Origin of the sequence: Microbulbifer sp. MLAF003 (genome assembly GCF_030012965.1) — a bacterium.
GTDB lineage: Bacteria > Pseudomonadota > Gammaproteobacteria > Pseudomonadales > Cellvibrionaceae > Microbulbifer > Microbulbifer variabilis.
In genome coordinates this window covers 171,301-195,957 of sequence record NZ_CP120232.1, presented here as the reverse complement: position 1 = coordinate 195,957, position 24,657 = coordinate 171,301, and the positions used below count along the sequence as shown (strand labels likewise).

Annotated in this window: 24 protein-coding genes and 2 pseudogenes; 15 read left to right on the top strand and 11 right to left on the bottom strand. The window is 54.6% G+C overall.

The features are described 5' to 3' along the window. Positions 1-151: 151 nt before the first annotated feature. The 7 genes from hutC (at position 152) to P3339_RS00910 (ending at position 6,001) form a co-directional block, all read left to right on the top strand. Positions 152-862: a histidine utilization transcriptional repressor HutC gene (gene hutC, locus P3339_RS00940; RefSeq protein ID WP_282952144.1), complete on the top strand. Its 711-nt coding sequence runs from the start codon at positions 152-154 to the stop codon at positions 860-862. Positions 863-951: 89 nt separating this feature from the next. Then, positions 952-2,628, top strand: a complete 1,677-nt coding sequence (gene hutU, locus P3339_RS00935) for a urocanate hydratase (RefSeq protein ID WP_282952143.1) — start codon at positions 952-954, stop codon at positions 2,626-2,628. 111 nt (positions 2,629-2,739) lie between these two features. Beyond that, positions 2,740-4,290 (top strand): histidine ammonia-lyase, encoded by a 1,551-nt coding sequence (gene hutH / locus P3339_RS00930; RefSeq protein ID WP_020414088.1) that lies wholly within the window; start codon positions 2,740-2,742, stop codon positions 4,288-4,290. Between the two features lie 295 nt (positions 4,291-4,585). Next, a complete protein-coding gene (locus tag P3339_RS00925) occupies positions 4,586-4,924 on the top strand; it encodes a hypothetical protein (protein WP_020414087.1) in 339 nt (112 codons plus the stop codon). A 99-nt stretch (positions 4,925-5,023) separates the two neighbouring features. Further along, positions 5,024-5,191 carry a hypothetical protein gene (locus P3339_RS00920; RefSeq protein WP_282952142.1) on the top strand — a complete coding sequence of 56 codons (168 nt, stop codon included), beginning with the start codon at positions 5,024-5,026 and terminating at the stop codon, positions 5,189-5,191. 5 nt (positions 5,192-5,196) lie between these two features. After that, positions 5,197-5,538, top strand: a complete 342-nt coding sequence (locus tag P3339_RS00915) for a hypothetical protein (protein WP_282952141.1) — start codon at positions 5,197-5,199, stop codon at positions 5,536-5,538. Positions 5,539-5,824: 286 nt separating this feature from the next. Next, positions 5,825-6,001, top strand: a complete 177-nt coding sequence (locus P3339_RS00910; protein ID WP_282952140.1) for a hypothetical protein — start codon at positions 5,825-5,827, stop codon at positions 5,999-6,001. Positions 6,002-6,064: 63 nt separating this feature from the next. Here the strand turns inward: P3339_RS00910 and pyk are convergent. Beyond that, positions 6,065-7,500, bottom strand: a pseudogene (gene pyk, locus P3339_RS00905) (pyruvate kinase). A gap of 170 nt (positions 7,501-7,670) precedes the next feature. Between pyk and P3339_RS00900 the strand changes: the two are divergent. Continuing rightward, positions 7,671-8,144 (top strand): META domain-containing protein, encoded by a 474-nt coding sequence (locus P3339_RS00900; RefSeq protein ID WP_020414083.1) that lies wholly within the window; start codon positions 7,671-7,673, stop codon positions 8,142-8,144. Next, a complete protein-coding gene (locus P3339_RS00895) occupies positions 8,125-8,709 on the top strand; it encodes an META domain-containing protein (RefSeq protein ID WP_282953648.1) in 585 nt (194 codons plus the stop codon). Before P3339_RS00900 ends, P3339_RS00895 begins: the two co-directional genes overlap by 20 nt. A 167-nt stretch (positions 8,710-8,876) precedes the next feature. On the opposite strand, the gene smrA is transcribed toward P3339_RS00895, so the two are convergent. The 6 genes from smrA to P3339_RS00865 form a co-directional block, all read right to left on the bottom strand. Continuing rightward, on the bottom strand, positions 8,877-9,428 hold the full coding sequence (gene smrA / locus P3339_RS00890) for a DNA endonuclease SmrA (RefSeq protein WP_282952139.1): 552 nt from the start codon (positions 9,426-9,428) through the stop codon (positions 8,877-8,879). Positions 9,429-9,484: 56 nt separating this feature from the next. Continuing rightward, a complete protein-coding gene (locus P3339_RS00885) occupies positions 9,485-10,348 on the bottom strand; it encodes an SDR family oxidoreductase (RefSeq protein WP_282952138.1) in 864 nt (287 codons plus the stop codon). Then, positions 10,341-10,793 carry an acyl-CoA thioesterase gene (locus P3339_RS00880; protein WP_020414079.1) on the bottom strand — a complete coding sequence of 151 codons (453 nt, stop codon included), beginning with the start codon at positions 10,791-10,793 and terminating at the stop codon, positions 10,341-10,343. The genes P3339_RS00885 and P3339_RS00880 overlap by 8 nt, the downstream gene beginning before the upstream one ends. A 122-nt stretch (positions 10,794-10,915) precedes the next feature. Next, positions 10,916-11,404 carry a protein-export chaperone SecB gene (gene secB, locus P3339_RS00875; protein ID WP_020414078.1) on the bottom strand — a complete coding sequence of 163 codons (489 nt, stop codon included), beginning with the start codon at positions 11,402-11,404 and terminating at the stop codon, positions 10,916-10,918. A gap of 157 nt (positions 11,405-11,561) precedes the next feature. Next, positions 11,562-11,822, bottom strand: coding sequence for a glutaredoxin 3 (gene grxC, locus P3339_RS00870; RefSeq protein WP_020414077.1), 261 nt, complete (start codon positions 11,820-11,822; stop codon positions 11,562-11,564). 40 nt (positions 11,823-11,862) lie between these two features. After that, positions 11,863-12,279, bottom strand: a complete 417-nt coding sequence (locus tag P3339_RS00865) for a rhodanese-like domain-containing protein (protein WP_282952137.1) — start codon at positions 12,277-12,279, stop codon at positions 11,863-11,865. Between the two features lie 227 nt (positions 12,280-12,506). On the opposite strand from P3339_RS00865, the gene gpmI reads away from it, so the two are divergent. The 3 genes from gpmI (at position 12,507) to P3339_RS00850 (ending at position 16,833) form a co-directional block, all read left to right on the top strand. Then, complete coding sequence (gene gpmI / locus P3339_RS00860) at positions 12,507-14,054, top strand: 2,3-bisphosphoglycerate-independent phosphoglycerate mutase (RefSeq protein ID WP_282952136.1); 1,548 nt, start codon at positions 12,507-12,509, stop codon at positions 14,052-14,054. Continuing rightward, positions 14,054-15,181, top strand: coding sequence for a murein hydrolase activator EnvC family protein (locus P3339_RS00855; RefSeq protein ID WP_282952135.1), 1,128 nt, complete (start codon positions 14,054-14,056; stop codon positions 15,179-15,181). Before gpmI ends, P3339_RS00855 begins: the two co-directional genes overlap by 1 nt. A gap of 293 nt (positions 15,182-15,474) precedes the next feature. After that, positions 15,475-16,833 carry a S41 family peptidase gene (locus P3339_RS00850; RefSeq protein WP_282952134.1) on the top strand — a complete coding sequence of 453 codons (1,359 nt, stop codon included), beginning with the start codon at positions 15,475-15,477 and terminating at the stop codon, positions 16,831-16,833. Positions 16,834-16,911: 78 nt separating this feature from the next. Here the strand turns inward: P3339_RS00850 and hisF are convergent, their stop codons facing one another. The 4 genes and pseudogenes from hisF to hisB all read right to left on the bottom strand — a co-directional run bounded on the left by hisF (position 16,912) and on the right by hisB (position 19,696). Next, positions 16,912-17,673 carry an imidazole glycerol phosphate synthase subunit HisF gene (gene hisF, locus P3339_RS00845; protein ID WP_282952133.1) on the bottom strand — a complete coding sequence of 254 codons (762 nt, stop codon included), beginning with the start codon at positions 17,671-17,673 and terminating at the stop codon, positions 16,912-16,914. Then, on the bottom strand, positions 17,673-18,404 hold the full coding sequence (gene hisA / locus P3339_RS00840; RefSeq protein ID WP_282952132.1) for a 1-(5-phosphoribosyl)-5-[(5-phosphoribosylamino)methylideneamino]imidazole-4-carboxamide isomerase: 732 nt from the start codon (positions 18,402-18,404) through the stop codon (positions 17,673-17,675). The genes hisF and hisA overlap by 1 nt, the downstream gene beginning before the upstream one ends. Positions 18,405-18,459: 55 nt before the next feature. Further along, positions 18,460-19,109, bottom strand: a pseudogene (gene hisH / locus P3339_RS00835) (imidazole glycerol phosphate synthase subunit HisH). After that, positions 19,109-19,696: an imidazoleglycerol-phosphate dehydratase HisB gene (gene hisB / locus P3339_RS00830; protein ID WP_020414069.1), complete on the bottom strand. Its 588-nt coding sequence runs from the start codon at positions 19,694-19,696 to the stop codon at positions 19,109-19,111. The pseudogene hisH and the gene hisB overlap by 1 nt, the downstream one beginning before the upstream one ends. A gap of 116 nt (positions 19,697-19,812) precedes the next feature. Between hisB and P3339_RS00825 the strand changes: the two genes are divergently transcribed. From P3339_RS00825 to P3339_RS00815, 3 genes are all read left to right on the top strand, one after another. Further along, positions 19,813-20,112: a hypothetical protein gene (locus P3339_RS00825; RefSeq protein ID WP_020414068.1), complete on the top strand. Its 300-nt coding sequence runs from the start codon at positions 19,813-19,815 to the stop codon at positions 20,110-20,112. A gap of 82 nt (positions 20,113-20,194) precedes the next feature. Beyond that, entirely contained in the window at positions 20,195-22,315 is a 2,121-nt protein-coding gene (locus P3339_RS00820; RefSeq protein ID WP_282952131.1) for a TonB-dependent receptor, read from the top strand. A 174-nt stretch (positions 22,316-22,489) separates the two neighbouring features. Further along, positions 22,490-24,643, top strand: coding sequence for an AsmA family protein (locus P3339_RS00815; RefSeq protein ID WP_282952130.1), 2,154 nt, complete (start codon positions 22,490-22,492; stop codon positions 24,641-24,643). The last annotated feature ends 14 nt before the right edge of the window (positions 24,644-24,657 follow it).

The window sequence follows — 24,657 nt, the reverse complement described above, 5'->3', positions numbered from 1 at the left end:
GCCCGGCTGAGCTGCCAGGCAAAAACCGAAGCACTCAGGATACAGACCATAGCCCCGGCTTGACAGTCATCATTTTGGCCACCATAGTAGCCAGAAACACCCATTGTATATACAACCATATACAAGCATTCATTACACTGTACCTGAGTCTATGAATACTGCAAGCGAGCCACGCTACGCGATGATTAAGCGCCATATCCGCCAACAAATTGAAATTGGCGCTTGGCCCGTCCACTTCCAGGTGCCCTCGGAGAACCAGCTGGCGCAAGAGTTTGGTGTCAGTCGTATGACAGCCAGGCGCGCCCTGAGCGAACTGACCGACGAAAGGGTACTGATGCGCTCCCAAGGGCTTGGCACTTTTGTTGCTGAGCCGGTGCCTGCCAGTTCCCTATTAGAAGTGCGCAATATTGCCGATGAGATTTCGGCACGCGGACACAGCTACAGCAACCGCATTTTGCTGGCACAGCAGTGTATGGCCAGCGCTGAAGTGGCGCGCGCCCTGGAAGTGCCCGAACAGGCCAAAGTTTTTCACTCCATTATTGTGCACTGTGATAACGGCCTGCCCATTCAATGGGAGGAGCGCTTCACCAATCCTGCATTAGCCCCGGAATACCTGCAGCAGGATTTCGCCCACACTACGCCCAACGCCTATCTTTCCAGGGTTGCACCTTTAACCGAGGCGGATACCACTGTTGAAGCGATCGCCGCAGAAGCATCCATTGCCTACGCATTGGAAATAGCTACCGGCGATGCATGCCTGCAGGTATGGAGACGCACCAAGAGCAGCGCCGGCACCGTGAGCTTTGCGCGCTTAGTACACCCGGGCAATCGCTACCGTCTGGGTGCACAACTGAGATTCTAGACACTGCTTTATCAAAAAAATCGCCGACTGGCCAAATAGCCAGCAATAAGGGCGCATGAAATTTAACTAATTCATTTTGCGAGGAATCCATGTCCACCGATAAACGTCACGACCCAAGTCGTAAAATCCGCGCTCCTCACGGCACCAAGCTCAATGCTAAAAGCTGGCTTACCGAAGCTCCCCTGCGCATGTTAATGAACAATCTGGATGCAGAAGTTGCAGAGCGCCCGGAAGACCTGGTGGTTTATGGTGGTATCGGCCGCGCAGCACGTGACTGGGAATGCTACGACAAGATTATCGAAGTGCTAACGCGCCTGGAAGAAGATGAGACCCTGCTGGTACAGTCTGGCAAGCCAGTAGGTGTATTTAAAACCCATGCCGATGCGCCGCGAGTATTAATTGCCAACTCCAACCTGGTTCCCCACTGGGCCAACTGGGAACACTTCAACGAGCTGGATAAAAAAGGCCTGGCCATGTATGGCCAGATGACCGCCGGCTCCTGGATCTATATCGGCTCCCAAGGCATCGTACAGGGAACCTATGAAACCTTTGCAGCAGTGGCACGCAAACATTTTAACGGAGAAGCAAAAGGCAAATGGATTCTCACCGGCGGCCTCGGCGGCATGGGTGGCGCCCAGCCCCTGGCAGCCACTATGGCAGGCTTCTGCATGATCGCGGTGGAGTGCGATGAAACCCGTATCGATTTCCGTTTGCGCACTGGCTATGTAGACAGGAAAGCCACCAGTCTCGACGAAGCGCTGCAAATGATTGAAGAGGCCATGGAAAAAGGCGAAGCCATTTCGGTTGGCCTGCTGGGCAACGCAGCCGATATTTTCCCGGAAATTGTGCAGAGCAATATTCTGCCAGATTCAGTTACCGACCAAACTTCCGCACACGACCCTTTAAATGGTTACCTGCCTAAAGGCTGGACCATGGAATACGCTGCAGAAATGCGGAAAAAAGACGAGGCCGCGGTGGTAAAAGCGGCCAAGCAATCCATGGCTATCCAGGTGGAAGCCATGCTGGAGCTGCAAAAGCGCGGCGCCGCCACCCTCGACTACGGCAACAATATTCGCCAGATGGCCCTCGAAGAGGGTGTGGAAAATGCCTTCGACTTCCCCGGATTTGTACCCGCCTATATTCGCCCGCTGTTCTGTGAAGGTGTAGGCCCTTTCCGCTGGGCGGCCCTGTCCGGCAACCCGGAAGATATCTACAAGACCGATGCCAAAGTTAAAGAGTTGATCCCCGACAATCCGCAGCTGCATAACTGGCTTGATATGGCCCGTGAGCGCATTCATTTCCAGGGACTGCCCGCACGTATCTGTTGGGTTGGTCTGAAAGATCGTGCCCGCTTGGCTCTGGCATTTAACGAAATGGTCGCCAATGGCGAATTGGAAGCACCAGTGGTTATCGGCCGCGATCACCTAGACAGCGGCTCAGTGGCCAGCCCTAATCGCGAGACAGAGGCCATGATGGATGGCTCCGATGCTGTCTCCGACTGGCCGTTGCTAAACGCCCTATTGAATACCGCCTCCGGTGCCACCTGGGTATCCCTGCACCACGGTGGTGGTGTCGGCATGGGCTTCTCCCAACATTCAGGTGTGGTGATTGTCTGTGACGGCACCGAAGCTGCGCGCAAGCGTATCGAGCGTGTTCTCTGGAATGACCCTGCCACCGGCGTAATGCGCCACGCTGATGCCGGCTATGAAGTCGCGAAAAAATGTGCAAAAGAACAGGGCCTCGACCTGCCCATGCTGAAAGACTGATTTTTTACCGCAATAAAAATACCGCCGGTAGAAATCTCTTACGGCCCGAATAATTTTTTCGGGCTGGACGACCGGCGCCAGTGCAGTAAATATTTTTTGGTGAATTAATTTATGTATCAATTGGAAATCGATCCCGGCCAGTTAAGCCTTGCGCAACTGCGCCGCGTAGCTCGCGAGTCGGTGCAGCTGTCCCTGGCAAAAAGTGCCTACCCCGCTATCGAAGCTTCTGCCCACACCGTTGCCCAGGTAATTACCGAAGGCCGCACGGTATACGGTATCAATACCGGTTTTGGCCTACTCGCCAACACTCGCATTGAAAAGCACGACCTGGAAAACCTGCAACGCGCTATTGTACTGAGCCATGCCGCCGGCACCGGCAACTTTATGAGCGAAGCTACCGTACGCTTGCTGATGGTACTGAAAATCAACTCCCTGGCCCGCGGTTTTTCCGGCGTGCGCCCTCAGGTTATTGAAGCACTGATACAACTGGTTAATGCAGGCGTTTACCCTGCAATTCCCGAAAAGGGCTCTGTAGGTGCTTCAGGTGACTTGGCACCGCTGGCCCATATGAGTGTGGTACTGCTGGGCGAAGGTGAAGTATTTATTAAAGGCGTACGCAAGCATGCCCATGAGGGCCTGAAAGCCGCAGGCCTGGAGCCTATCACCCTGGCTCCCAAAGAGGGCCTCGCCCTGCTAAACGGCACCCAGGCTTCCACCGCCTTTGCTCTGCTCGGCCTGTTCGCCAGCGAGGATTTATTCGCCGGCGCACTGGTTACCGGTGCCATGACACTGGAAGCCGCCAAGGGCTCACGCCGTCCCTTCGACGACCGTATCCACAACGCCCGTGGCCAACAGGCACAGCGGGATGTCGCCGCCGTTTACCGCGACCTGCTCGGTGAAAATAGCCAGATCGGTGATTCACATCAGTTTTGCGAGAAAGTGCAAGATCCCTACTCCTTGCGCTGCCAACCCCAGGTAATGGGCGCCTGTCTCCAACAAATGCGCTTTGCCGCTGAAGTGCTGCTGGCCGAAGCAAATGGTGTTTCCGACAACCCACTGGTATTTACCGACGAGAAAAACCCGGATAACTCTGACATTATTTCCGGCGGTAATTTTCACGCGGAACCAGTGGCCATGGTCGCCGATAACCTGGCGTTGGCACTGGCAGAAATCGGCTCGCTATCCGAACGCCGTATGGCCCTGCTGATCGACAGCAACTTGTCCGGCCTGCCCCCGTTCCTGGTGGAAAATGGCGGAGTAAACTCTGGCTTTATGATCGCCCAGGTTACTTCTGCCGCATTGGCCAGTGAAAATAAATCCATGGCACATCCTGCCAGCGTGGACTCCCTGCCCACTTCCGCAAACCAGGAAGACCACGTTTCCATGGCGACTTTTGCCGGCCGCCGCCTGCGGGAAATGGCCGACAATACCTGTGGTATTTTGGCTGTGGAATTACTCGCAGCTTGCCAGGGGTTGGATTTTCGCGCTCCATTAAAGTCCACAGAAAAACTGGAATCGGCGAAGACAAAACTGCGCGAGCGAGTGCCTTTCTATGATAAAGACCGTTACTTTGCTCCGGATATTGAAGATGCTAAACAGCTACTAAGCAGCGGCGCTTACCTCGATGCTGTAAGCCCGTTAGTACTGCCGAGCGCCAAATAATTTGATTTAGCTCCCGCAACCAGCAAGGCTGGCAGGAGCCTTTCTCACAAAATATCGGCGATATTCCATCCCGGTATTTTGTGAATATTTAGTGGTTTTACCCCCTCCCCACCTTACCGTTTTTGCTCCAGACAACCGCCTCTCAGAAGTGGGACTTTCCATTCGTCTCATCTCATTACCAATTTGCCCGCCAATCCCCTACTAGAACATTTTTTTTACTTCATGATGATTTTTGCGACAAAAGTGCTAGGCTGATTATTAGACGTTTTACCCGCCAAAAGGCGTGGAGGTCTTGATGAAATCGCTGTCCAGAAGGCTGCTCTGTGGCTCTGGCTTTGCACTGGCAATCGCAGCGGGAGCTTCCCTCTCTGCTTGCAGTGGTTCCGGCTACCCATGTGGGAGTTACGATTGTTCAGCCAGTTATTACGGATACAGCCCTTATTACAGTAAGACCTATTACAACCTGCGTGGTCGCTATGCCCACTGTCACCCCGATGGCACTTGTCACAACGTGCAGCATTGTAATTTCTACTGGGACGGCAATTTCTACCGCCTGAGACCACCGGCAGTAGTGAACAGAGGCTTTCAGGTGCTTGATCCTCCCGACCCACGCTTCCGCGCCAGGCCCTATTAATCCCGAAATTTAGTGTTCGCCAGATTGGCACACACAAGGGGCTTGCCCCCTGTGGGCACGGCCTCTCCGGGGGAAATTCCACTTACCGGAGAAAGCACTATGAATAGAGCTGTGAAGTCGGTGATTATCGCCGCCACGGTATGTGTGGGCCTCACCTTAGGGGCCTGTACAACCGGAGGTTATGGTGGCTATTACAGTGGGGGGAATCGCCTATACCTCCTCTTACGTATACCCTTACGCCACCCCCAACTACTACCCTTCAAGTAATATTTATGTCTCCTACCGAACGCCCGTTTACCAGTACTACCGGGCAACACCGCGCTACGGCTACTACTATGGCGGAGCCTACTCCTATTACCGCTCCCCCGCGCTCCGCGGAAATCCTCGCTATCGTGCGAGGTACTACTATCGTGGGCTGCCTTACTACAACCGCTTCTACTCTCCCAGACCATCCTACCTGCGTGTTCGCGCCTACCATGGCGGATATCGCGGCCACCGAGTGTATCGCAGCCATCGCGGGTATAGAGGACATCGCGGTTACAGAGGGCATCGCGGGTATCATCGCGTTCGTGGAGGGCATTACCGCGGGAGACGCTAATCATCCGCTGTTATAAAAATTTTTACCCCACCGGGATTTTTCCTAGTCCCGGTGGGGCACTAAAAAGCGGGACAGACATTGGTCTTTAAAGTGAACACAACCCTGAAATCTGGGCCTCAAAAAACCAATACTCTAGAAATTGAAAGTTTCGACAAGCTATCTTCACCTCATCACTTGCGATAAGTGTCGCCACAATTTACAAAATGTCGCTTATTTCCTCACTTTGACATTTATTCCCTCTAATCTGAGAAAAGACACATCACAAGCTTGTGCAACTCATTGCAAGTCAAGAGGTAACTGCGGTGCAGAAATTACTACTGCTTCTGCTTACCATGGCCCTGGCAACAGGAGTTGCCGGTTGTTCGACAACCGCGCCCAAGGGAAGCCCCAAGTCACTGTCCTTGAACGGGCAAAAATTTCACTGTGTAGAGCAGGAATTGGAAACTAAAACCCTGGTGCGTTGTAGCCACTCCGGCTAAAAATAGATTTAAATACTCCGATTTTTATTTAAATTTGAAATTTACAGTTGAGTAAGATGAGCTTTACTCAACGCGAACAACCCGCAGGGTATCTGTGTGACCACCAATATCCTGTTGATAGCCTCGCGAAACCAAAACAAAATCTCCTGGCATTAACAGCTTCCTCTGCTTCAGGTGGCCTATTGCCTTTTGGTCCCTGGAGGGTCCATCCATGCCCGCAACTGCCATCAATACCGGATCGACGCCCCGGTAAAGCGCCACACGGTTACAGATACGGCGGTGTCGACAAAAGGCATAAATGGGGATTACCGAACGGACCCGTGACATCAGTAGAGCAGTATTTCCGGTTTCGGTCTGGCAGATAATCGCCTTGATATCCCTGCAATGATTCGCAATGGTAATAGCAGCCACAGCAATACAAGCATCACCAGCCGGATAATTACCACGTAAAATATCTGAGGGCCTCTGGGTAGCACGGTGTTTTTCCGCCCCAATAATCACCTCAGCCATATGCCGCACTGTCTCCACCGGGTAACGACCGCTGGCAGTTTCCGCCGAGAGCATTACCGCATCAGTACCATCCAGGACAGCATTGGCAACATCACACACTTCGGCCCTTGTCGGCACTGGGTTGGAAATCATCGACTCCATCATTTGAGTAGCGGTGATTACTGTGCGATTCAGGTAGCGCGCAAATTTAATCAGGTGTTTTTGTACCCCCATTAACTCCGCATCGCCAATCTCTACCGCCAAGTCACCGCGTGCCACCATTATTGCGTCGCTTGCCAGGATTAATTTTTCCAAATGCGCATCACTGGAAACCGCTTCAGCACGCTCTATTTTGGCGATGATTTGGGAAGTGCCGCCAGCCTGTTGCAGGAGTTCCCGCGCCCGGTGAATATCCTGAGCCTCACGGGGAAAGGAAACAGCCAGGTAATCCAGTTGCAACTCCGCGGCTACCTGAATATCCCGCAGGTCTTTTTCAGTCAAGGCCGGGGCTGTGAGTCCTCCACCTTGTTTATTAATCCCTTTGCGATCCGAAAGCCAGCCCCCTGACTCCACTTCAGTAATAACTTCAGTGCCTTCGATTTTTTTACTCGCAAACTGAGGCGACCATCGTCCAATAAGAGGCAATCGCCGAGGACACAATCCTGTGCTAACTGGGGATAATCCACCGATACCCCATTGGCATCGCCACCCGCATCCGCTCGGTTGGGGTCGAGGACAAATTCCGAACCGCTCTCCAGTAAAACTCGACCATCGCCAAATTTGCCCACCCGAATTTTAGGTCCCTGCAAATCACCGAGAATCGCAACATGACACCCCTGCCGCGCCGCCTCAGCACGAACCTGTTCGGCCCGGCGGCGGTGATCTGCGGAAACACCATGGGAAAAATTGAGGCGTACCATATTGACTCCCTCCGCAATCAACTGGCAGAGGGTATCGCTCTGGTCACTCGCGGGACCGAGTGTGGCGACAATTTTCGTGCGTCTGATCATGTCTGTATTTATCCGCAAATCCCTACCCCCATCTCAGTGGAAGCATAGCTTGTCACTCCTGTCGACTCCCTATCGCAGGCAATTACTAGGCTTATATATGAGGCAGATTCCGGCTGGATATATTGGACAAAGCGGGAAAACGAAAATCGGAATAAGGGAGTTATTCGCCAATGAGCAGGTTGGTGCAAATATGGCTACTGGGAGCCCTGCTGGTAATTGGCGGATGCCTGGCAACCGGTTCGGAGGAAGCAAGAGTCATACAAAATGCGGGGAACCCGCAGAGTGTATGCGGTAAAAAGTGGCAGTTGGTGCGCCTGCGAGTTAACGGGGCCGCTATCCCGGTACAAAAACCGGAAAACTTCACATTCCTGTGCAACCCCGATGGCAATGTAATGGGCCGCAGCGGCATCAATACCTATCGTGGGGAATTACAAATTACGGCCAACGGCCAGATGTTGTGGGACACCTCCAGCTTTGTATCTACCAAAATGGGCGGTCCACCCCAGCTGCTGCAACAGGAACATACTTACCTGCGGGCGCTCTCCGGCACCCGCCAAGCTTTTACCAAATCCCGGGGAAAACGCCTGATCCTGCGCGATGCTTCCGGTGATATATATATTGAATATGTCCGTGCAGGACCTTGAACGCCACCACAGACCGCTGGTAATTTTTACGATTAAATGTCGCAATACTTACGAGAACGACATCATGCCGCGAGATCACTTACGCTTGCAGCTTATGATTCCAAGCCTGCTCGCCCTGCTTCTTTCCGGGTGTATGTCCTTTGACGCCCCCAGTGAACCCCAGCCTCTCCGACATTCAGCCTGGTCTGCCTGTAATCACGAGTGGGTTCTGTCCAGTCTGAAAGATGGCGAACATACCTATGAGTACCTACTCATATGGCGGAAATTTTGGCGCGAAAGACCTTTTTTCACCTGTGACCGCTTTGGTTTTGTACGCGGAAGCGGCGGTGTAAACCCCTACCTGGGACGCTTTTCCCTGGAGAGCAACGGTGCTCTGTCCTGGTCAACAGTCCCAGCCATCTCACGTAAAGGCCGGGCCCATCCCAGTGATGAGCTGGAGGCCGACTACCTGAAGGCACTGCGCAAAGCCCGACTCCTCGAAGTCGTTGGGGACAAATTGATTATGAGTAGTCGCGACAGCAATACCCGGCTCGAATTTAGTCGGGTTGATGAAATCATGCGCTAAGATCACTCTACACAAAGGTTACAAGCATAAAAAAGGCGACCCAAAGAGTCGCCAATATTACAATCAAGAAGAATCAAAAAGATGAGTCAGATGCGCATTCGCTTAAGAAAGCCTCTATGCCGCGCATCATACTTTCAAAAAGTGACAAAAACATGACCACGGCGCACCTACAAACGGCGACGCTGGTGCCTCTCCAGGTTTTCCTGCCGCTTGCGCTCACTCTTGCGTAGTAACAAATAGGTCGCACCCATACCACCATGTTGCTTCTGCGCACTGTGGAAAGCTAGAACCTCATCCAGTTGCGGCAACCAGTGATTAATACAGCTTTTCAAAAGCGCCGGCTGCTTACGTCCCTCCCCTTTTCCATGAGTGATCAGGGCACAGCGTACGTCCGCCTCCACACAATCCCGCACAAATTCCACGACGATACTACGCGCCATCTCCACAGAGTGGCGATGCAAATCCAGGCGAGCATCCACTGTGTACTTACCCAGACGCAAATTGCGGAATACCCCGTTTTGCACCCCATCCCGCTTAAACTCAATAGGGTCCCAGGGTGCCACCAGCTCAACATACTCGCCGGAGAGGGGATTCATTTCGCGCTCAGTCTTGCGAGTGGCCGCAGCGCGGCGCTCACGCAGGATTTGCTCAGGTGTTTCACCTTCCTTGCGCAATGTCACCCGGCGCTCCTGCACCAGTGGTTTAACCCCCCAGTTCACCGAGGGCGTCTTTAAATAACTTGCTGTCGCTGCTCACGAAATACCCCCTGCCAGCGTCAGTCTAGAAATAAATCCTTAGTTAATTCCCCCGCATTGGACGGGTTGTGAGCATAGTCGGTAAAGTCCTTTACACCACGCTCCACCAGAAGCTCTTCATCGATTAACTGGCGTCCAGTAAGAGTACCTTTCTCAGTCGCCAGTATTTCGTAAGCAGCATCCGCCATGATCGCCGGTTTGCGGCTCTGTTCAAACATCTCGCGGTTGCCCACCGCAAATTCGATTGCCGCAGTAGCCACCAACGTACGCGGCCATAAAGTAGTCACGCTAACTCCCGCCTCACGCAGCTCTTCAGCCAACCCCAAACTCAAGATGGTCATACCGAATTTGGAAAGGGCATAGGGGGCAAAGGGCCCCAACCACTTGGGCTGTAAATTCAGCGGGGGGCACAAGCTGAGAATATGGGCGTTGTCAGACTTCTTAAGGTAGGGAATTGCCAAGTGAGCCGTCAGATACACTGCGCGACTGTTGATGTTCTGCATCAGGTCGTAGCGCTTGGGCGGGGTGGACTCTACATTGGTCAGGTTGATCGCGCCGGCATTATTGATCACCGCGTCGATACCCCCAAACCTGTCTGCGGCCTGAGCCATCGCGTCCTGAACCCGCTGCTCATCACGCACATCCACCTGCAGGGCCAAGGCCTTTCCACCAGAGCCCTCAACCTCCTGGGCGACCGAGAAGATGGTGCCGGGCAGCTTTGGATGTGGTTCTGCCGACTTGGCAGCAATCACAATGTTTGCACCGTCCGCTGCGCACTTCAGCGCTATAGCACGACCAATACCTCGGCTGGCGCCGGTGATAAAAATGGTCTTGTCCTTAAGTGCCCCTGTATTCTCTGTCAGGGTTACAAACTCTTCACTCATATTCCTCAGCCTCCGGGGCAATAACTGCCGGACTGTAAATTTCCTTGAAGATCGCCGGCATACGTTTCGGCCTACCACTGGACAGCTCGATGCACACCATCCGCCACTGGGCCCGCAATACCAGTGCCCCATCGGCGGCGCGAAAGACTTGAAAGCGGCGGGTCATATTCAGGCGCCCATCCACCTCTGTCAGCCAGGTGCCAAATACCAGTTCATCCCCCTCTCTCGCCGCCAGTATATAGTCATACTCTCCGTGGCGAATGGCCATTCCCCGGTCGAGATCCTGGTAATTCGTGACATCTAATCCCAGTTCAGCACTGTGAGCCCAGGCTGTAGCTTCACACCAGTGCACATATTCCGCATTGTTGGCATGGCGCAGGCCATCTACATGGTGTGTACCTACGGTCACTCTGCGCGTAAAGGGTGTCGGTAAATCCCACTGCATAAGCAACTCCCAGCAATTCTTTAGGTTCTTATGGGAACAGAAATTCCACCACTCGCCCAGAGGGCAAGTTGCAGGTATAAAAAAAGGCCCCCTCAGGGACCTTTTTGACAAGTGACGTGTGATTATGCGTCAGCTTGTGCACCTTCGGCCTGCTTCTGGGCCTGATCCAGCGCCTGGGCGAACAGCGCATCAAAGTTAACCGGCGGCAGCATCAGGGCCGGGAAAGAACCTTTAACTACAGCGTTGTCGATCACTTCGCGGGCGTAGGGGAACAGGATTTGCGGGCAGGCAGTATTCAGTGCCTGGGCCAGCTGCTGACCTTCCAGACCTTTAATGCCAAACAGGCCGGCTTGTTTTACTTCCACCAGGAAGGCGGTGTCTTCTTCCAGCTTCACAGTGATAGTCAGAGTGAGCGCAACCTCATACAGGTCTTCATCAACCTTGGCGGTCTTGGTGTTCAGCTCCTGGTTAACCTGGGGCTTCCACTGTTTCTTGAAAACCTCGACACCCATGGGAGTCTCGAAGGAGAGGTCCTTCAGGTAGATACGCTGCATCGCGAATTGTACTTGTGGAGCCTCTGCGTTTGCCGCGCCGTTTAATTCTTCAGCCATGTTACAGCCTGTTCTTTATAAAGTTTATTGATGCCTTCCGTGAGAAAGACTCCCTGTATGAGTCTTCAGATTGGGGCCTGAAAATACCGTTTCAAGGCCCGGTACGGATAAATAGCAAAAACCTGCCGCCGCATGTGGCACACGGCGACAACCTTTTTCAGCCAGTGGATTTCAGTAACTTATCCAACTTGCCAGCGCGCTCCTGCGCCATCAAATCGTCACAACCTCCCACATGAACATCGCCAACCCAAATCTGCGGCACTGAGCGGCGCCCCGCTTTAGCCGCCATCTGCGCACGCAGTTCCGGTTTATTATCCACCGCGATCTCGCGATAGCTCACGCCCTTGCTGTCGAGTAGTTGCTTGGCACGAATACAGTAGGGACAGAAACGGGTGGTGTAGATGACTACATCCTGCATAACAAAACTCCGCCAAATGCTATCAAAACAAGCTACCGCTCTAACTCTTTCCCTTGACCAATGGCAGGTTCTGGTTGCTCCACTCACTCATGCCACCCTGCAGGCGGCGCACCTGGAAGCCTTTTTGTTTCAACATACGCCCTACAGGCCCTGCGTGCTGACCCATTTTGTCCGCGACAATAATGACCTTATCTTTAAAAGGCTCCAGCTCAGCAATGCGCTCAGCCACGTCCCCGTGGGGGATATGCAGGGCATCGACGATATGCCCGTCAGTGAATTCACTGCGATCGCGCACATCCAGCACCTTGGCCCCATCGCTGTTAATCAGCCGGGTAACTTCATGCATGGATACCGGTACACCGGCCTTATAGCGCTCGCTCAGAACCAGCGCATAGAGCAATGCCACGAGCAGGCCAACCAACAGCCATTGCTCACTCAAAAAGACGAAAAAATCCACTCCGCCCCCAAAATCCTTAGTGGTTATCGTTACGGCGCTGCTGCGCCAAAGCTGGCGGGAGTATACACGATTGTGGCGAATTTCTAACCAGTAAAATGGTACCTCCGCCGTGCTTACACTACCTTTGCGAGGCTGCGCCCTGGCTAATCGACATGGTTAAATGATGGCCGAACAGGTTAAAATCCGCGTCCGCAATTTAAACCATCCAATAGAGGAATCCCGTCGCTATGGCCGCTCCGCAAGCCCCGCACAAACGCCCCTTGGTCCTGCTGATTCTGGACGGCTTCGGCCACAGCGACAATCCCGAGCACAATGCGGTTCACGCCGCAAACTCCCCGGTTTGGGACAACATCTGGGCCAGCCGCCCAAAAACCCTGATCCAGACCTCCGGTATGGCAGTGGGCCTACCCGATGGACAAATGGGTAATTCTGAAGTGGGACACATGACCCTGGGTGCCGGCCGAGTGGTGTATCAGAACTTCACCCGGATCAACAAAGCAATTCAGGATGGCGACTTCTTCCGCAACACTGCCTATACAGCGGCTGTGGACAAAGCCATCGCCAATAACGGTGCGGTGCACATTATGGGGTTACTGTCTGAAGGCGGTGTGCACAGCCATGAAGACCACATCGTCGCTATGGTGACCCTGGCTGCGCAGCGCGGTGCCCGCGCCATTTATGTACACGCTTTCCTGGATGGTCGTGACACGCCGCCGCGCAGCGCCGAGCCCTCTATCGCACGGCTGATGCAGGTATGTGATTCCATAGGCAATGCTCATATGGCTACCCTTGCCGGCCGCTACTTTGCCATGGACCGCGATCAACGCTGGGAGCGCACCGAATCTGTCTACGACATGCTCACCCTCGGTACCTCAGAGTACAAAGCGTCTGACGCCCTGGCCGGATTGGCCGCCGCTTATGAGCGCGGTGAAAGTGATGAATTCGTTGCCCCGACAATTATCGGCGAGCCCGCTCCCATCCAGAATGGCGACGCTCTTATCTTTATGAATTTCCGCCCAGATCGCGCGCGCCAGCTGACTCGCGCCTTAACCGAAACGGACTTTAGCGGCTTCAAGCGCAAAGCCAAACCAGAACTGGCGGACTTTGTGATGACCACCGAATACGCTGCGGATATCCACGCCAGCTGTGCCTTCCCACCGGAAAATCTGGTGAATTCCCTCGGTGAATATCTGTCGACTCAGGGCAAGACCCAGCTGCGCATTGCCGAGACCGAAAAATACGCCCACGTTACTTTCTTCTTCAGCGGCGGTCGCGAAGAGCCCTACAGCGGTGAAACCCGCGAACTGATCAAGTCCCCCGACGTAGCTACTTACGACCTACAACCGGAAATGAACGCGCCGAAAGTCACCGACAAGCTGGTGGCGGCGATTGAGAGCGGCGCATATGACGCCATTATCTGTAACTACGCCAATGGCGATATGGTCGGCCACACAGGGGTATTCGAAGCCGCTGTAAAAGCCGTGGAAGCCCTGGACCAATGTGTGGAACGTGTCGTAGATGCTGCCCTGGCCGCCGGCGGCGAAGTACTGATTACTGCTGACCACGGCAATGTAGAAGAAATGTTCGACGCCAACTCCGGCCAGGTCAGCACCCAGCACTCCACCCTGCCGGTACCATTTGTCTACATCGGTGAACGCAATGTACAAATGTGTGACGGAGGCAGTCTGGCGGACGTGGCTCCAACCATGTTAGCGTTGATGGATCTGCCACAGCCGGCAGAGATGACCGGCCACAGTTTGGTAAAAATGGACTGATGAAAACTCTCGTACTCTTCCTGATTGCCCTGCTGTCACTGCCCGCCTGGAGCCAGGCAGAAGCGGACCAGCAGGCACGCCTCGCGGAAATCAAGCAGCGCATCGAATCCCTGCAACTGGAACTTAACCAGGTGCGCGGGCAGCGCGACCAGCTGCTCAAGGATCTGGAAGAGAACGAGAAGGACATCTCAGGGCTTCACCGGCGGATAGACCAGATTAAAAAAGATATGCGCAGCCGCTCGGACAAGTTGCGTGAACTGCAGCGGGAACAGAAGCAGCTGCAGGAGGCGCGACGAAGTATGCAGCGGCGGGTCGAACAGGAGATCGCCGCCGCTTACCGACTAGGCCGACAAGAACAGATCAAGCTCCTGCTCAACCAACAAGATCCCCAGAACATCGCTCGCCAACTCCGCTATCACGATTACTTCCTCCAAGAACGCAGCCACACCATTGACAGCTACCTGGAAACCCTCGCCTCACTAGAGACCGTCAGCAGTTCTATTGAGCGTGAGCAGCTAGTTCTGCAGGGAGAACGGGAACAGCTACAGGAGCGCCAGAGTAAGTTGCGCAGTGCCCAGAAGAATCGCAAACGCACCCTCGACAAGCTGGCTGCGAAACTCGCTGATGGCAGTGGCGAGCTTAAGCAATTGCAGGGCGATCGCTCACGCTTGCAAAAATTGATTGATGAAGTTGGCCGCGCCATCGCCTCTCTCGTGAATCCAGGGGAGCAAAAGCCCTTTGCTCGCCAGCGAGGCAAGATGCAGTGGCCGGTAAAGGGGCGCCGCGCCAACGCCTATGGACAGCGCCGCACCAATGGCATCACCTGGAAGGGCGTGACTATCCGCGCAGCCGAAGGAGAGCCTGTGCGTGCTATACACCGCGGGCGAGTGGTATTTTCTGACTACCTGCGCGGCCACGGCATGCTGGTGATTCTCGATCACGGTGACGGCTATATGAGCCTCTATGCACACAACCAATCCCTTACCCGCAATATTGGCGAGTGGGTGGAGAGCGGTGAAACAATCGCGCGCGTGGGCAATACAGGCGGGCTTACTCAGAGCGGTGTCTATTTTGAGATCCGCCATCGCGGTAAGGCGAAAGATCCAACTGCTTGGTGCCGATCCTGATAAGCTGTCGGCGGCAGAGGCCCAATCTTTTGTCGCCATTCCACAACAATCGCTGTGATGAATAAGGTTTCAAGTACACTTTCTTCTATCGGGTGTCCTGTCCTAACAAACCACTAGGCCAGGAAGTCCAAAGACCCCGCCACCAGCTACTCAGCCCACCTGTAAGACAGTTCGTTTTATCGCGACTAAGCCTATGACATCGTAGAAAATGGCGTCATCTTAGAATCCCTGCCAATCTCTGCGGTCTACACTTTCGCAAAGCAGCGAAGAAATAAGGCAGAGGTCACAACAACATGTTCATACCCAAGGCGCTGACCACCTTTCTCGGCGCGGCCACCCTCGCAACCCTGCCTTTGATGGGTCTTAGCGAAGGAGGCAAGCAACCCGATGTCATCGCCGAGGCCACCGGGCGCCTACCTCTAGAAGACTTACGCAGCTTTGCCAAAGTATTCGAGCAAATCCGCCAGGGGTATGTCGAGGAAGTAGACGATCGTACCCTGCTTGAATATGCCATCAAAGGTATGCTGCAGGGCCTCGACCCTCATTCTTCCTACCTCGACCGCCGCTCCTTCGATGACCTGCAAGCCAATACCACCGGCGAATTTGCCGGCCTGGGTATCGAGGTTGGTATCGCGGATGACCACATTACCGTGGTGACACCGATGGACGATACTCCTGCCTCGCGCGCGGGCTTAAAGGCCGGGGATGTCATATTGCGCCTTGCGGGTAAATCCATGAAGGGTGTCAGCCTGGATGAGGCGGTGGAATGGATGCGTGGCCCCAAAGGCAGCAGTGTCACCCTGACTATCGCCCGCAAAGGCCACAAAGAACCTTTCGATGTCACCCTCAAACGCGACACCGTGCGTGTGCGCAGTGTGCGCAGTAAAGTACTCGATGAAGGCTACGGCTATTTACGCATCAGTCAGTTCCAGCTGGATACCGGCACCGATGTGGCGGAAGAGTTAATCAAGCTGCAGAAAAAGGGCCCTCTCAAAGGCCTGATTATCGATCTGCGCAACAATCCAGGTGGTGTCCTGCAATCTTCGGTTGAAGTAGTGGATGCTTTCCTGGAAGAAGGGCTGGTCGTCTATACCGAGGGCCGTAATGAATCCTCCAATCTGAGCTACTCTGCCGAACCCGGAGACCTGACAGAAGGTGCTCCACTAGTAGTGCTGATCAATGCCGGCTCTGCCTCGGCAGCGGAAATTGTCGCCGGAGCTCTACAGGACCACCGCCGCGCCGTAGTAATGGGGACTGATAGCTTTGGCAAAGGCTCAGTGCAAACAGTGATTCCCATCACTAACGAGCGCGCAATCAAACTCACCACTGCACTTTATTATACCCCCAATGGACGCTCGATCCAGGCCCAGGGCATCACTCCGGATATTGTGGTGGAAAGGGTAAAGATCACCCGCCTGGAAAATTCCAAGCGCCCCACAGAAGCCGACCTTGCCGGACACCTGAATAACGGCAACGGCGGTGCCGATCGCACCTCTGAGGATCGCGCGCGGGAGCAGGAAGAGCGGGATAACTGGCTGGATCGTGACAACCAGATCTTCGAAGCACTCAATGTGCTCAAAGGGCTGAATCTCTACGCTCACAGGGACAGGGGTCTGCGCGAACGCTTCGCCCGCACAGACGAAAAGCTGTAACTGGCGCGCGGCGGGCCTCCCGGCCCGCCGCCAGCGCACTCGCTCAAAGCCTAGCTTTCCAAGGGCAACTCAATACGCCTACAGGCGCATCTCTATACCTGCTTCCTGCATAAATGCCTTAGCTTCAGCAATGCTGTATTCGCCAAAGTGGAAGATACTGGCCGCCAATACTGCGTCAGCACCGCCATGTAGAACGCCCTCAGCCAAATGCTGGAGATTTCCAACACCGCCGGAAGCAATCACCGGCACAGGTACCGCCTCGGTCACCGCCCTGGTCAACCCCAGGTCGAAACCGTTCTTAGTACCATCGCGGTCCATACTGGTAAGCAAAATTTCCCCGGCACCATACTCAGCCATCTGCCGAGCCCAGGCCACTGCATCAATACCAGTGGGCTGACGTCCACCGTGGGTAAAGATTTCCCAGCGGTTCTCCCCCACCTGCTTGGCATCAATGGCCACTACGATGCACTGACTGCCAAAGCGTTCTGCTGCCTCGCGCACAAACTCAGGGTTCTTCACCGCAGCAGAGTTAATCGCTGTCTTGTCTGCCCCGGCATTTAACAGGTTGCGAATATCTTGCAGAGTGCGTACACCGCCGCCCACGGTGAGTGGAATAAATACCTTATTAGCCATCTTTTCCACGGTATGCAGAATAGTATCGCGCTGCTCATGGGTCGCCGTGATATCCAAAAAGGTAATTTCATCGGCTCCAGCCTCATTGTAGCGGTGAGCAACCTCCACAGGGTCACCGGCATCGCGGATGTCTACAAAGTTCACGCCTTTGACTACACGCCCGGCATCCACGTCAAGGCAGGGGATAATTCGCTGTGCTAACGCCATTACTTATTCCACTGATCACAAAGTTGTTGTGCTTCGCGCAGGTCCAACTTCCCTTCGTAAATTGCCCGCCCCGTAATTGCCCCGTAAATCTTCCTAGTATCCAGCAATTTCTCGATATCCTCGATGCTACTGACACCACCGGAGGCAATTATAGGTAGGTGAGTCGCTTGGGCCATTTCCAGTGTGGCTTCTATATTGACCCCCTGCATCATGCCATCGCGGGCAATATCCGTATATATAATTGAACTCACCCCACAGTCAGTAAAGCGTCTGGCCAGTTCCGCTGCTTTTAGTTCAGACACTTCTGCCCAACCCTCTGTAGCTACCAACCCATCTTTTGCATCCAGCCCTACAATGATATGCCCTTCAAATTCCTTGCAGGCCTGCTGTACCAGCTCCGGAGATTTCACCGCAGCAGTACCAATAATTGCCCAGTTAACTCCTGCATCTAGATATTTCTCAATCGTGTGTAGGTCGCGAATCCCACCTCCAATCTGGACCAGCAAGTCAGAAAAATGCTTGGCAATACCAGTGATGATTTCATTATTCACCGGCTTGCCCGCAAAGGCACCATTGAGATCCACCAAATGCAAACGCTTGATTCCCTGCTGGACCCACTCCTCTACCTGGGCCAAAGGATCCTCGGAAAATACCGTTACATCATCCATTTCCCCTTGGCGCAGGCGCACACACTGACCATCTTTCATATCAATAGCGGGTATTACAATCATGCTTTCCTATTTCCGTCAGCAATTAACTCAATATTTCAAGATAGATCGAGGCAACTCAGGCCCGGCCATTCCAATTGACAAAATTCTTCAACAATCTCAAGCCGCTCTCGGCACTCTTCTCCGGGTGGAACTGCGTAACAAAGATATTCCCCCTGGCCATTGCCGCAGCTAGTGGGAGGCCATACTGCGTCTCACCCGCTATCTCATCATTGTCTATTGCCGGAACATAGTAGCTGTGCACAAAATAAAAACGGCTACCATCAGCAATGCCCCCCAAAGAGGGTGTTCACGGGTTTGCCGCACCTTATTCCAGCCCATATGTGGTACTTTCAAACGCTCGCTGCCCTTCACCGTTAAAAGGTCGCTAGTAAAAAATTTTACGGGCTGCGGAAAGATATCCAAGCAATCAATCCCACTATTCTCCTCGCTGTGGCGCATCATAATTTGCATACCCACGCAGATTCCCAGTATCGGGATATCGGCGGCAATAGCATCTTTGAGTAGCGGGGCAAAGCCCGCTTCAACAAACCCTGCCATGCAATCGCGAATGGCACCGACTCCAGGGACTAATATGCGTTCTGCGCCCTCAGCCTGCTGAGGAGTTTGCGCCAACACAACCTCGACCTCCGGAGCCACTTTATTCAAAGCGCTGGCAACCGAGTGCAGGTTGCCCATACCGTAATCGAGTACTGCGACCTTACCCATCACAAGACTCCTTTGGTGGAAGGCATGGTGCCGGCCATACGCGGGTCCGGGGTTAGTGCCATACGCAGGGCGCGGCCGAAGGCTTTGAATACAGTCTCTACCTGGTGGTGGGCGTTATGGCCGCGCAGGCAATCGATATGCACCGTCACCAGGGCATGATTGACGAAGCCCTGGAAGAATTCAAAAAACAGTTCGGTATCGAAATTGCCGATACGCTTTTGAGTAAAAGGCACTTCCATCACCAGGCCTGGGCGCCCTGAGAAATCAATCACCACCCTGGAGAGGGCCTCATCCAAAGGCACATAGCTATGGCCATACCGGGTCATGCCCTTCTTGTCTCCCAATGCTTGGGTAATGGCTTTGCCAAGGGTAATGCCGATATCTTCCACCGTATGGTGGTCGTCAATATGAATATCGCCGTCGCAGCTAATGTCCATGTCGATCATGCCGTGGCGGGCAATTTGATCAAGCATATGCTCAAGGAAGGGAACCCCAGTCGCGAACTGGCCATGGCCCTGGCCATCCAGATTAACGCTGACTTGAATCTTGGTTTCCAAGGTGTCACGAGTGACGCTAGCTGTACGCATCGAAAGCGATCCTTATTTGCACGATAAGACAGAGGGCGCAAATTATAGGATGAATGACACCCCCTGTGGTCCGCTAGTGTCAGATGAAACTTGATTCATAATCACAACTACATATCATGCGCGGTATGGTTACTCTAAAGCGCCGAAAATCCCATTACTGGGCCAGCCTGTTTCTGTTACTCGCCGTAGTAGCAGCTCAGCCGCTGTGGGCGGAGCACTTCCACCTGGGCAACACCCAGGTGGAGATGTGTGACCTGTGCTGTATGCATTCACCTGCAGCACTCGGCAGCGAGCCATTGCTCGTACAGGCTGAGCCCCAAAGTCACTACGAACGGCCCTCTGCGCCAACAGCCCACAATTGCCAGCCAGAGCGCCAGAGTGCGCGCGCCCCTCCCTTCCCCCTGTCACTCAGTTAATACCCAAGAACCGATAATTTTTTAGTGAATGCCCACGCTGGAGCGCGTGTGGCATTGTCCGCCTGTGACAGGAAAACAACCAATGATTAAGTTCAATACTCTGGCCCTGGCCATTGCCAGCCTGGCCGCGCCCGCTATTTACGCCGCTGAAAACAACTCGACCCTGGAAGAGGTCAATGTCACCGTCTCGCCGCTGGATAAGCCCGCCGACGCAGTGGCAGCTCCGGTTTCTATTCTCTCCGGGGACGCATTGCGCAAATCCGCCGCGGCAACCCTGGGCCAAACTTTGCAAGACCAACCCGGTGTAGCCAATGCCTCCTTCGGCAGTGGCGTGGGGCTGCCGGTTATCCGCGGCCAGAGTGCCAACCGTGTAAAGATCTTGAGCGATAACCTGGATGTATCCGACGCTTCCAACACCAGCGCCGATCACGCCGCCAGTATCGAGCCACTGCTTGCGGAACGCATCGAAATACTGCGCGGTCCCGCCGCCCTGCGCTACGGCAGCGGTGCCGTGGGAGGGGTCGTGAACATCATCGACGGACGTATCCCCACTGCCGTGCCAGAGAAAGTGGAGGGCGCAGTTGAGCTGCGCCACAACACCGCCGACGGCCAGGACGCCTCAGTATTTCGTTTCACCGGTGGTGCTGGGCAGCTGGCGTGGTATGTAGACGGGGTTTATCGGGAAAACGACAATACCGAAATCCCGGGCCTGGCCATCGTTGAGCATGAAGAACACGACGAACATGAAGAGCACGCCGGCGAAGAAGGTGAGCACGAGGACGAGTTCAACACCGATGGCTTCGTGGGCAATACCAATGCCCGCGCCCACAGCTATAGCGGAGGGGTTTCCTGGATCACCGACAGCGGCTTTATTGGCTTCTCTGTAAACCGGCTGGAAAACAATTACGGCATCCCCTTGGGCACTCATGAGCACCACCACGAAGATGAGGACCACGCGGGTGAAGACCACGACGACCACGATGAACACGAGGAGCACGCCGAGGCCGGTGAGGTCGATGCGGTACGCATCGACCTGGTGCAAACCCGCTATGACCTGAAAGGCGAGCACCGCTTCGATGGCGATTACTGGGACAAACTGAGCCTGCGTATCGGCTACAACGATTATGAGCATGTGGAGCTGGATGCCGGAAATCCGGGCACACGCTTCACCAATGAGGCCTGGGAGAGCCGGGTTGAAATAACCCACGATGCCGGCAACGGCTGGCGCGGTGCCTACGGCCTGCAATTGACCGACAAAGACTTTGCCGCAGTGGGTGACGAAGCCTTTATCCAGCCCTCACGTACCCGCAGTGCCGGCTTCTTTACTATGAAGGAGCGCCAATGGAGTAGCTGGCACTTAGATCTGGGCGCCCGGTTGGAGAGAGTGGATATAGACCCAGAAATTGGCAACGACCGCGATTACAATTTGATCGGCGCCAGCGCCACACTGCAGTATTTCCTCGCCGAGCACCAGCATCTCAGCTTCGGCGCCACCCATTCCGAACGTGCCCCCGTGGCCGAGGAACTCTTTGCCGATGGCGCGCACCTGGCGGAATCCCGCTATCTATTAGGCAACAGCGAGCTGGACAAAGAGAGCGGCGTCAACTTGGAGTTGGGTTATCACCACCACAACGAAGCGGCTAGCGGCTGGCACGCTGCGCGCATTGAGGCCAGCGTTTTCTACAACCAGATCAGTGACTACATCTACGCGCAGAACACCGGCGGCGAGGAAGAGGAGTTGCCGGTCTATGCCTATGCCAACCGCGATGCGACTTTCTATGGAGCCGAGGCCTCAGTGACCTTCCCCTTGCAGGGCGGCCACTATATCACGCTGTTTGGCGACATGGTGCGCGCTAGCTTCGATGATGCGATCATCGGTGAAAGCTCTGATGTACCGCGTATGCCACCGCTTCGGATGGGCGTGGCCCTGGGTGCCGATTACGACCAGTGGGGTTGGGAATGGCGCACAGTCGAAGCTGCGGACCAGGATCGCGCCGGCGCCTACGAAGAAGAAACCGACGGCTATACCCGCATGGACCTGAGCGCCGAGTACAGCCTCAATATCGGCGGCAGCAACGCGGTACTCTTTGCCAGTGCGCGCAACCTGCTGGACGAGGAAATCCGCAATTCCACCTCACTGCTACGCGACTATGCCCCGGCACCCGGCCGCAGCATCGAAGCGGGCGTACGGTTTATTTTCTAAAGCACAACTGCTTCAATGAGCCCCGCGGCGCGCCCAGCTCCGCGGGGCTGCATCTCCTACACTTCCCGCATAACCTCTTTATAGAAGTGTGCGGGAACATCGAGTCGCACCGCGGCGTCTGATGTGTATCTGCACGACAAACCTTCTACGGAATAAACAGGGACAATCCACTCCATGGCCTGGATCAAGCGCACTTTTATCGCTCTATTGGTCGTTTTCCTGCTGCTCGCCGGTGCTGTCGCCTGGCTGCTGGCCGGCCTCGACGTAAACCAGTACAAACCACAGCTGGAAAAGCTCGCCGCCAAGCAGGGGATCTCCCTGCAATTGGAAGGTGATATCGGCTGGCAGTTGTGGCCACAGGTTGGCCTGCAGCTGCGCGATGTGGCACTGGCACCGCTACAGCTGCCCAAAGAAACCCTGGTGCGCGCCGATAAAATCGCCATAGGTGTCGCCCTCAGGCCACTGCTACAGCGCCGCGTGCAGGCTCAAGAGATCGTACTGCTGGCGCCACAGATTGAACTCACCGTTGACAAGGAAGGGCGCGGTAACTGGGAGCTGATCAGTGAAGCCCTGGAGGCCCAGAGCAAGCAACCTCCCAAACTGGAAATCCCCAGGGAGACAGAAGAGCCCGCCGAGCAACAAGTGCAGCTTAGCCTGGACAAGCTGCGTATTGAAAATGGCCTGATATCTTACAGTGACGCCCGCACCGGAAAAGCCTACAAGGTCGAAGACCTGCGCGTGATAGCCGACAACCTGGTGCCAGGCGGCGAACCTGGGCAACTGCGTGCCGATGCCAGCATAAGCGGCAGTGACCTGCGTCACCCCCTCAATCTGACATTAGACAGCACCCTGGCCCTGGATGAAGGCCTCAACGGCCTGCGCCTACAACCCCTACAGCTGACCTTTACTGCCGATAACAGTGCCAAAGCCACGATTCACTTGCGCGGTTACGTACGTCGTGACAACAACAACCAGCCCTGGCGCATACAGATGAATCTAAATGCCAGTGCCGACCCCCTGCGCCCCTGGCTTGAGCTGACCGGCACCGAAGTGATTACTCGCGATAGCGCTGTATTACAGAAGCTGAACATTGAAGCCAGCCTCGAAGGCACTGAGCAGAAACTCGATCTGACTCCACTGCAACTGCAGCTCGACAACACGACCTTCAGCGGCAATGCCCAGCTGCGCAACGCGGAGATGCCTGGGCTGGATCTGAGCCTGCGCGGCGGCGCTTTCAATTTGGATAGCTATCTGCCTCCTTCCAAAGAAAAGGAAGAAAAGAAGGGAGAAACCGTCCCCTCCTCCGAAGTAACGGCTCAAGACGAACAGACTGCACACACTCAAACCGCACCTGAAACAGCAAAACCGCTGCAGGCGGAAGAGAAGCACAAAACTAATGAACAGCAGTTATCAGCCCAGCCGGTACCTGCAGAGCCCCTGCCTCTCAGCGCACTGCGCGGCTTTAATGCCAATATCAATGTGACCCTGGACCAGCTACTGGCAGCGGACCTGCAACTGGACAGTCCGGAAATACAACTCACCGTGGATAACGGCCTCTACCAACTGCAAAAACTCAGCGCAGACATCTATGGTGGACAGCTCAATAGCAATGGGCAGTTCAACGCCCGTGCCCAAACGGCTGAAGGCCAGGTACGTGGCGGCCTCAGCAATGTGGATATCGGCAAGGTACAGAAAGCGCTGTTCCCCAGTGAGAAAGTGCAGGTAGCCGGTGAAGCCAGTGTCAATTGGGATGGTCGCACTAAAGGAAAAACCTCCGAAGATCTGCAAAAAAACCTGGTCGCAGCCGTTAATATTTCCAGCAAGGAGCTCTCCATAGCCCCATTCAACCTTGAAAAGAGTATGTGCCAGCTATTTAGTTATGCGGAAAACACGCCTCTGCCAGACAGAGACTGGCCAGCACAGACTGGCCTGCAGGATGTGCGCGCTACTATCGCCGTGAAAGGCGATGAAGTGAAGGTGACCGAAATCCTTGCAGGAATCGAGAATATCGCCATGACAGGTGATGGCGAGATAGATTTACAAAAACAGGACTTCGACTTCGCTCTCGGCCTCGCCCTGGTCGGCGAGAGCACCTCCGCCGACGGCTGTACAGTGAGGAACAAGCGCTGGCGGAACCGCCCGTTGCCTTTACGCTGCAAGGGCGACTTCGATGATGTAGGCCCAGGCACTTGTAAACCCGACAGCCGCCGCCTCGACGACCTGGTACGTGAGGAACTGAAATACAAAGCCAAGAAAAAATATGGTGATAAGGTAGAAGAAAAAGTCGATGAGCTGAAAGAAAAATTGAAAAATCTCTTCGGCCGTTGATCAGAGCCGCACCG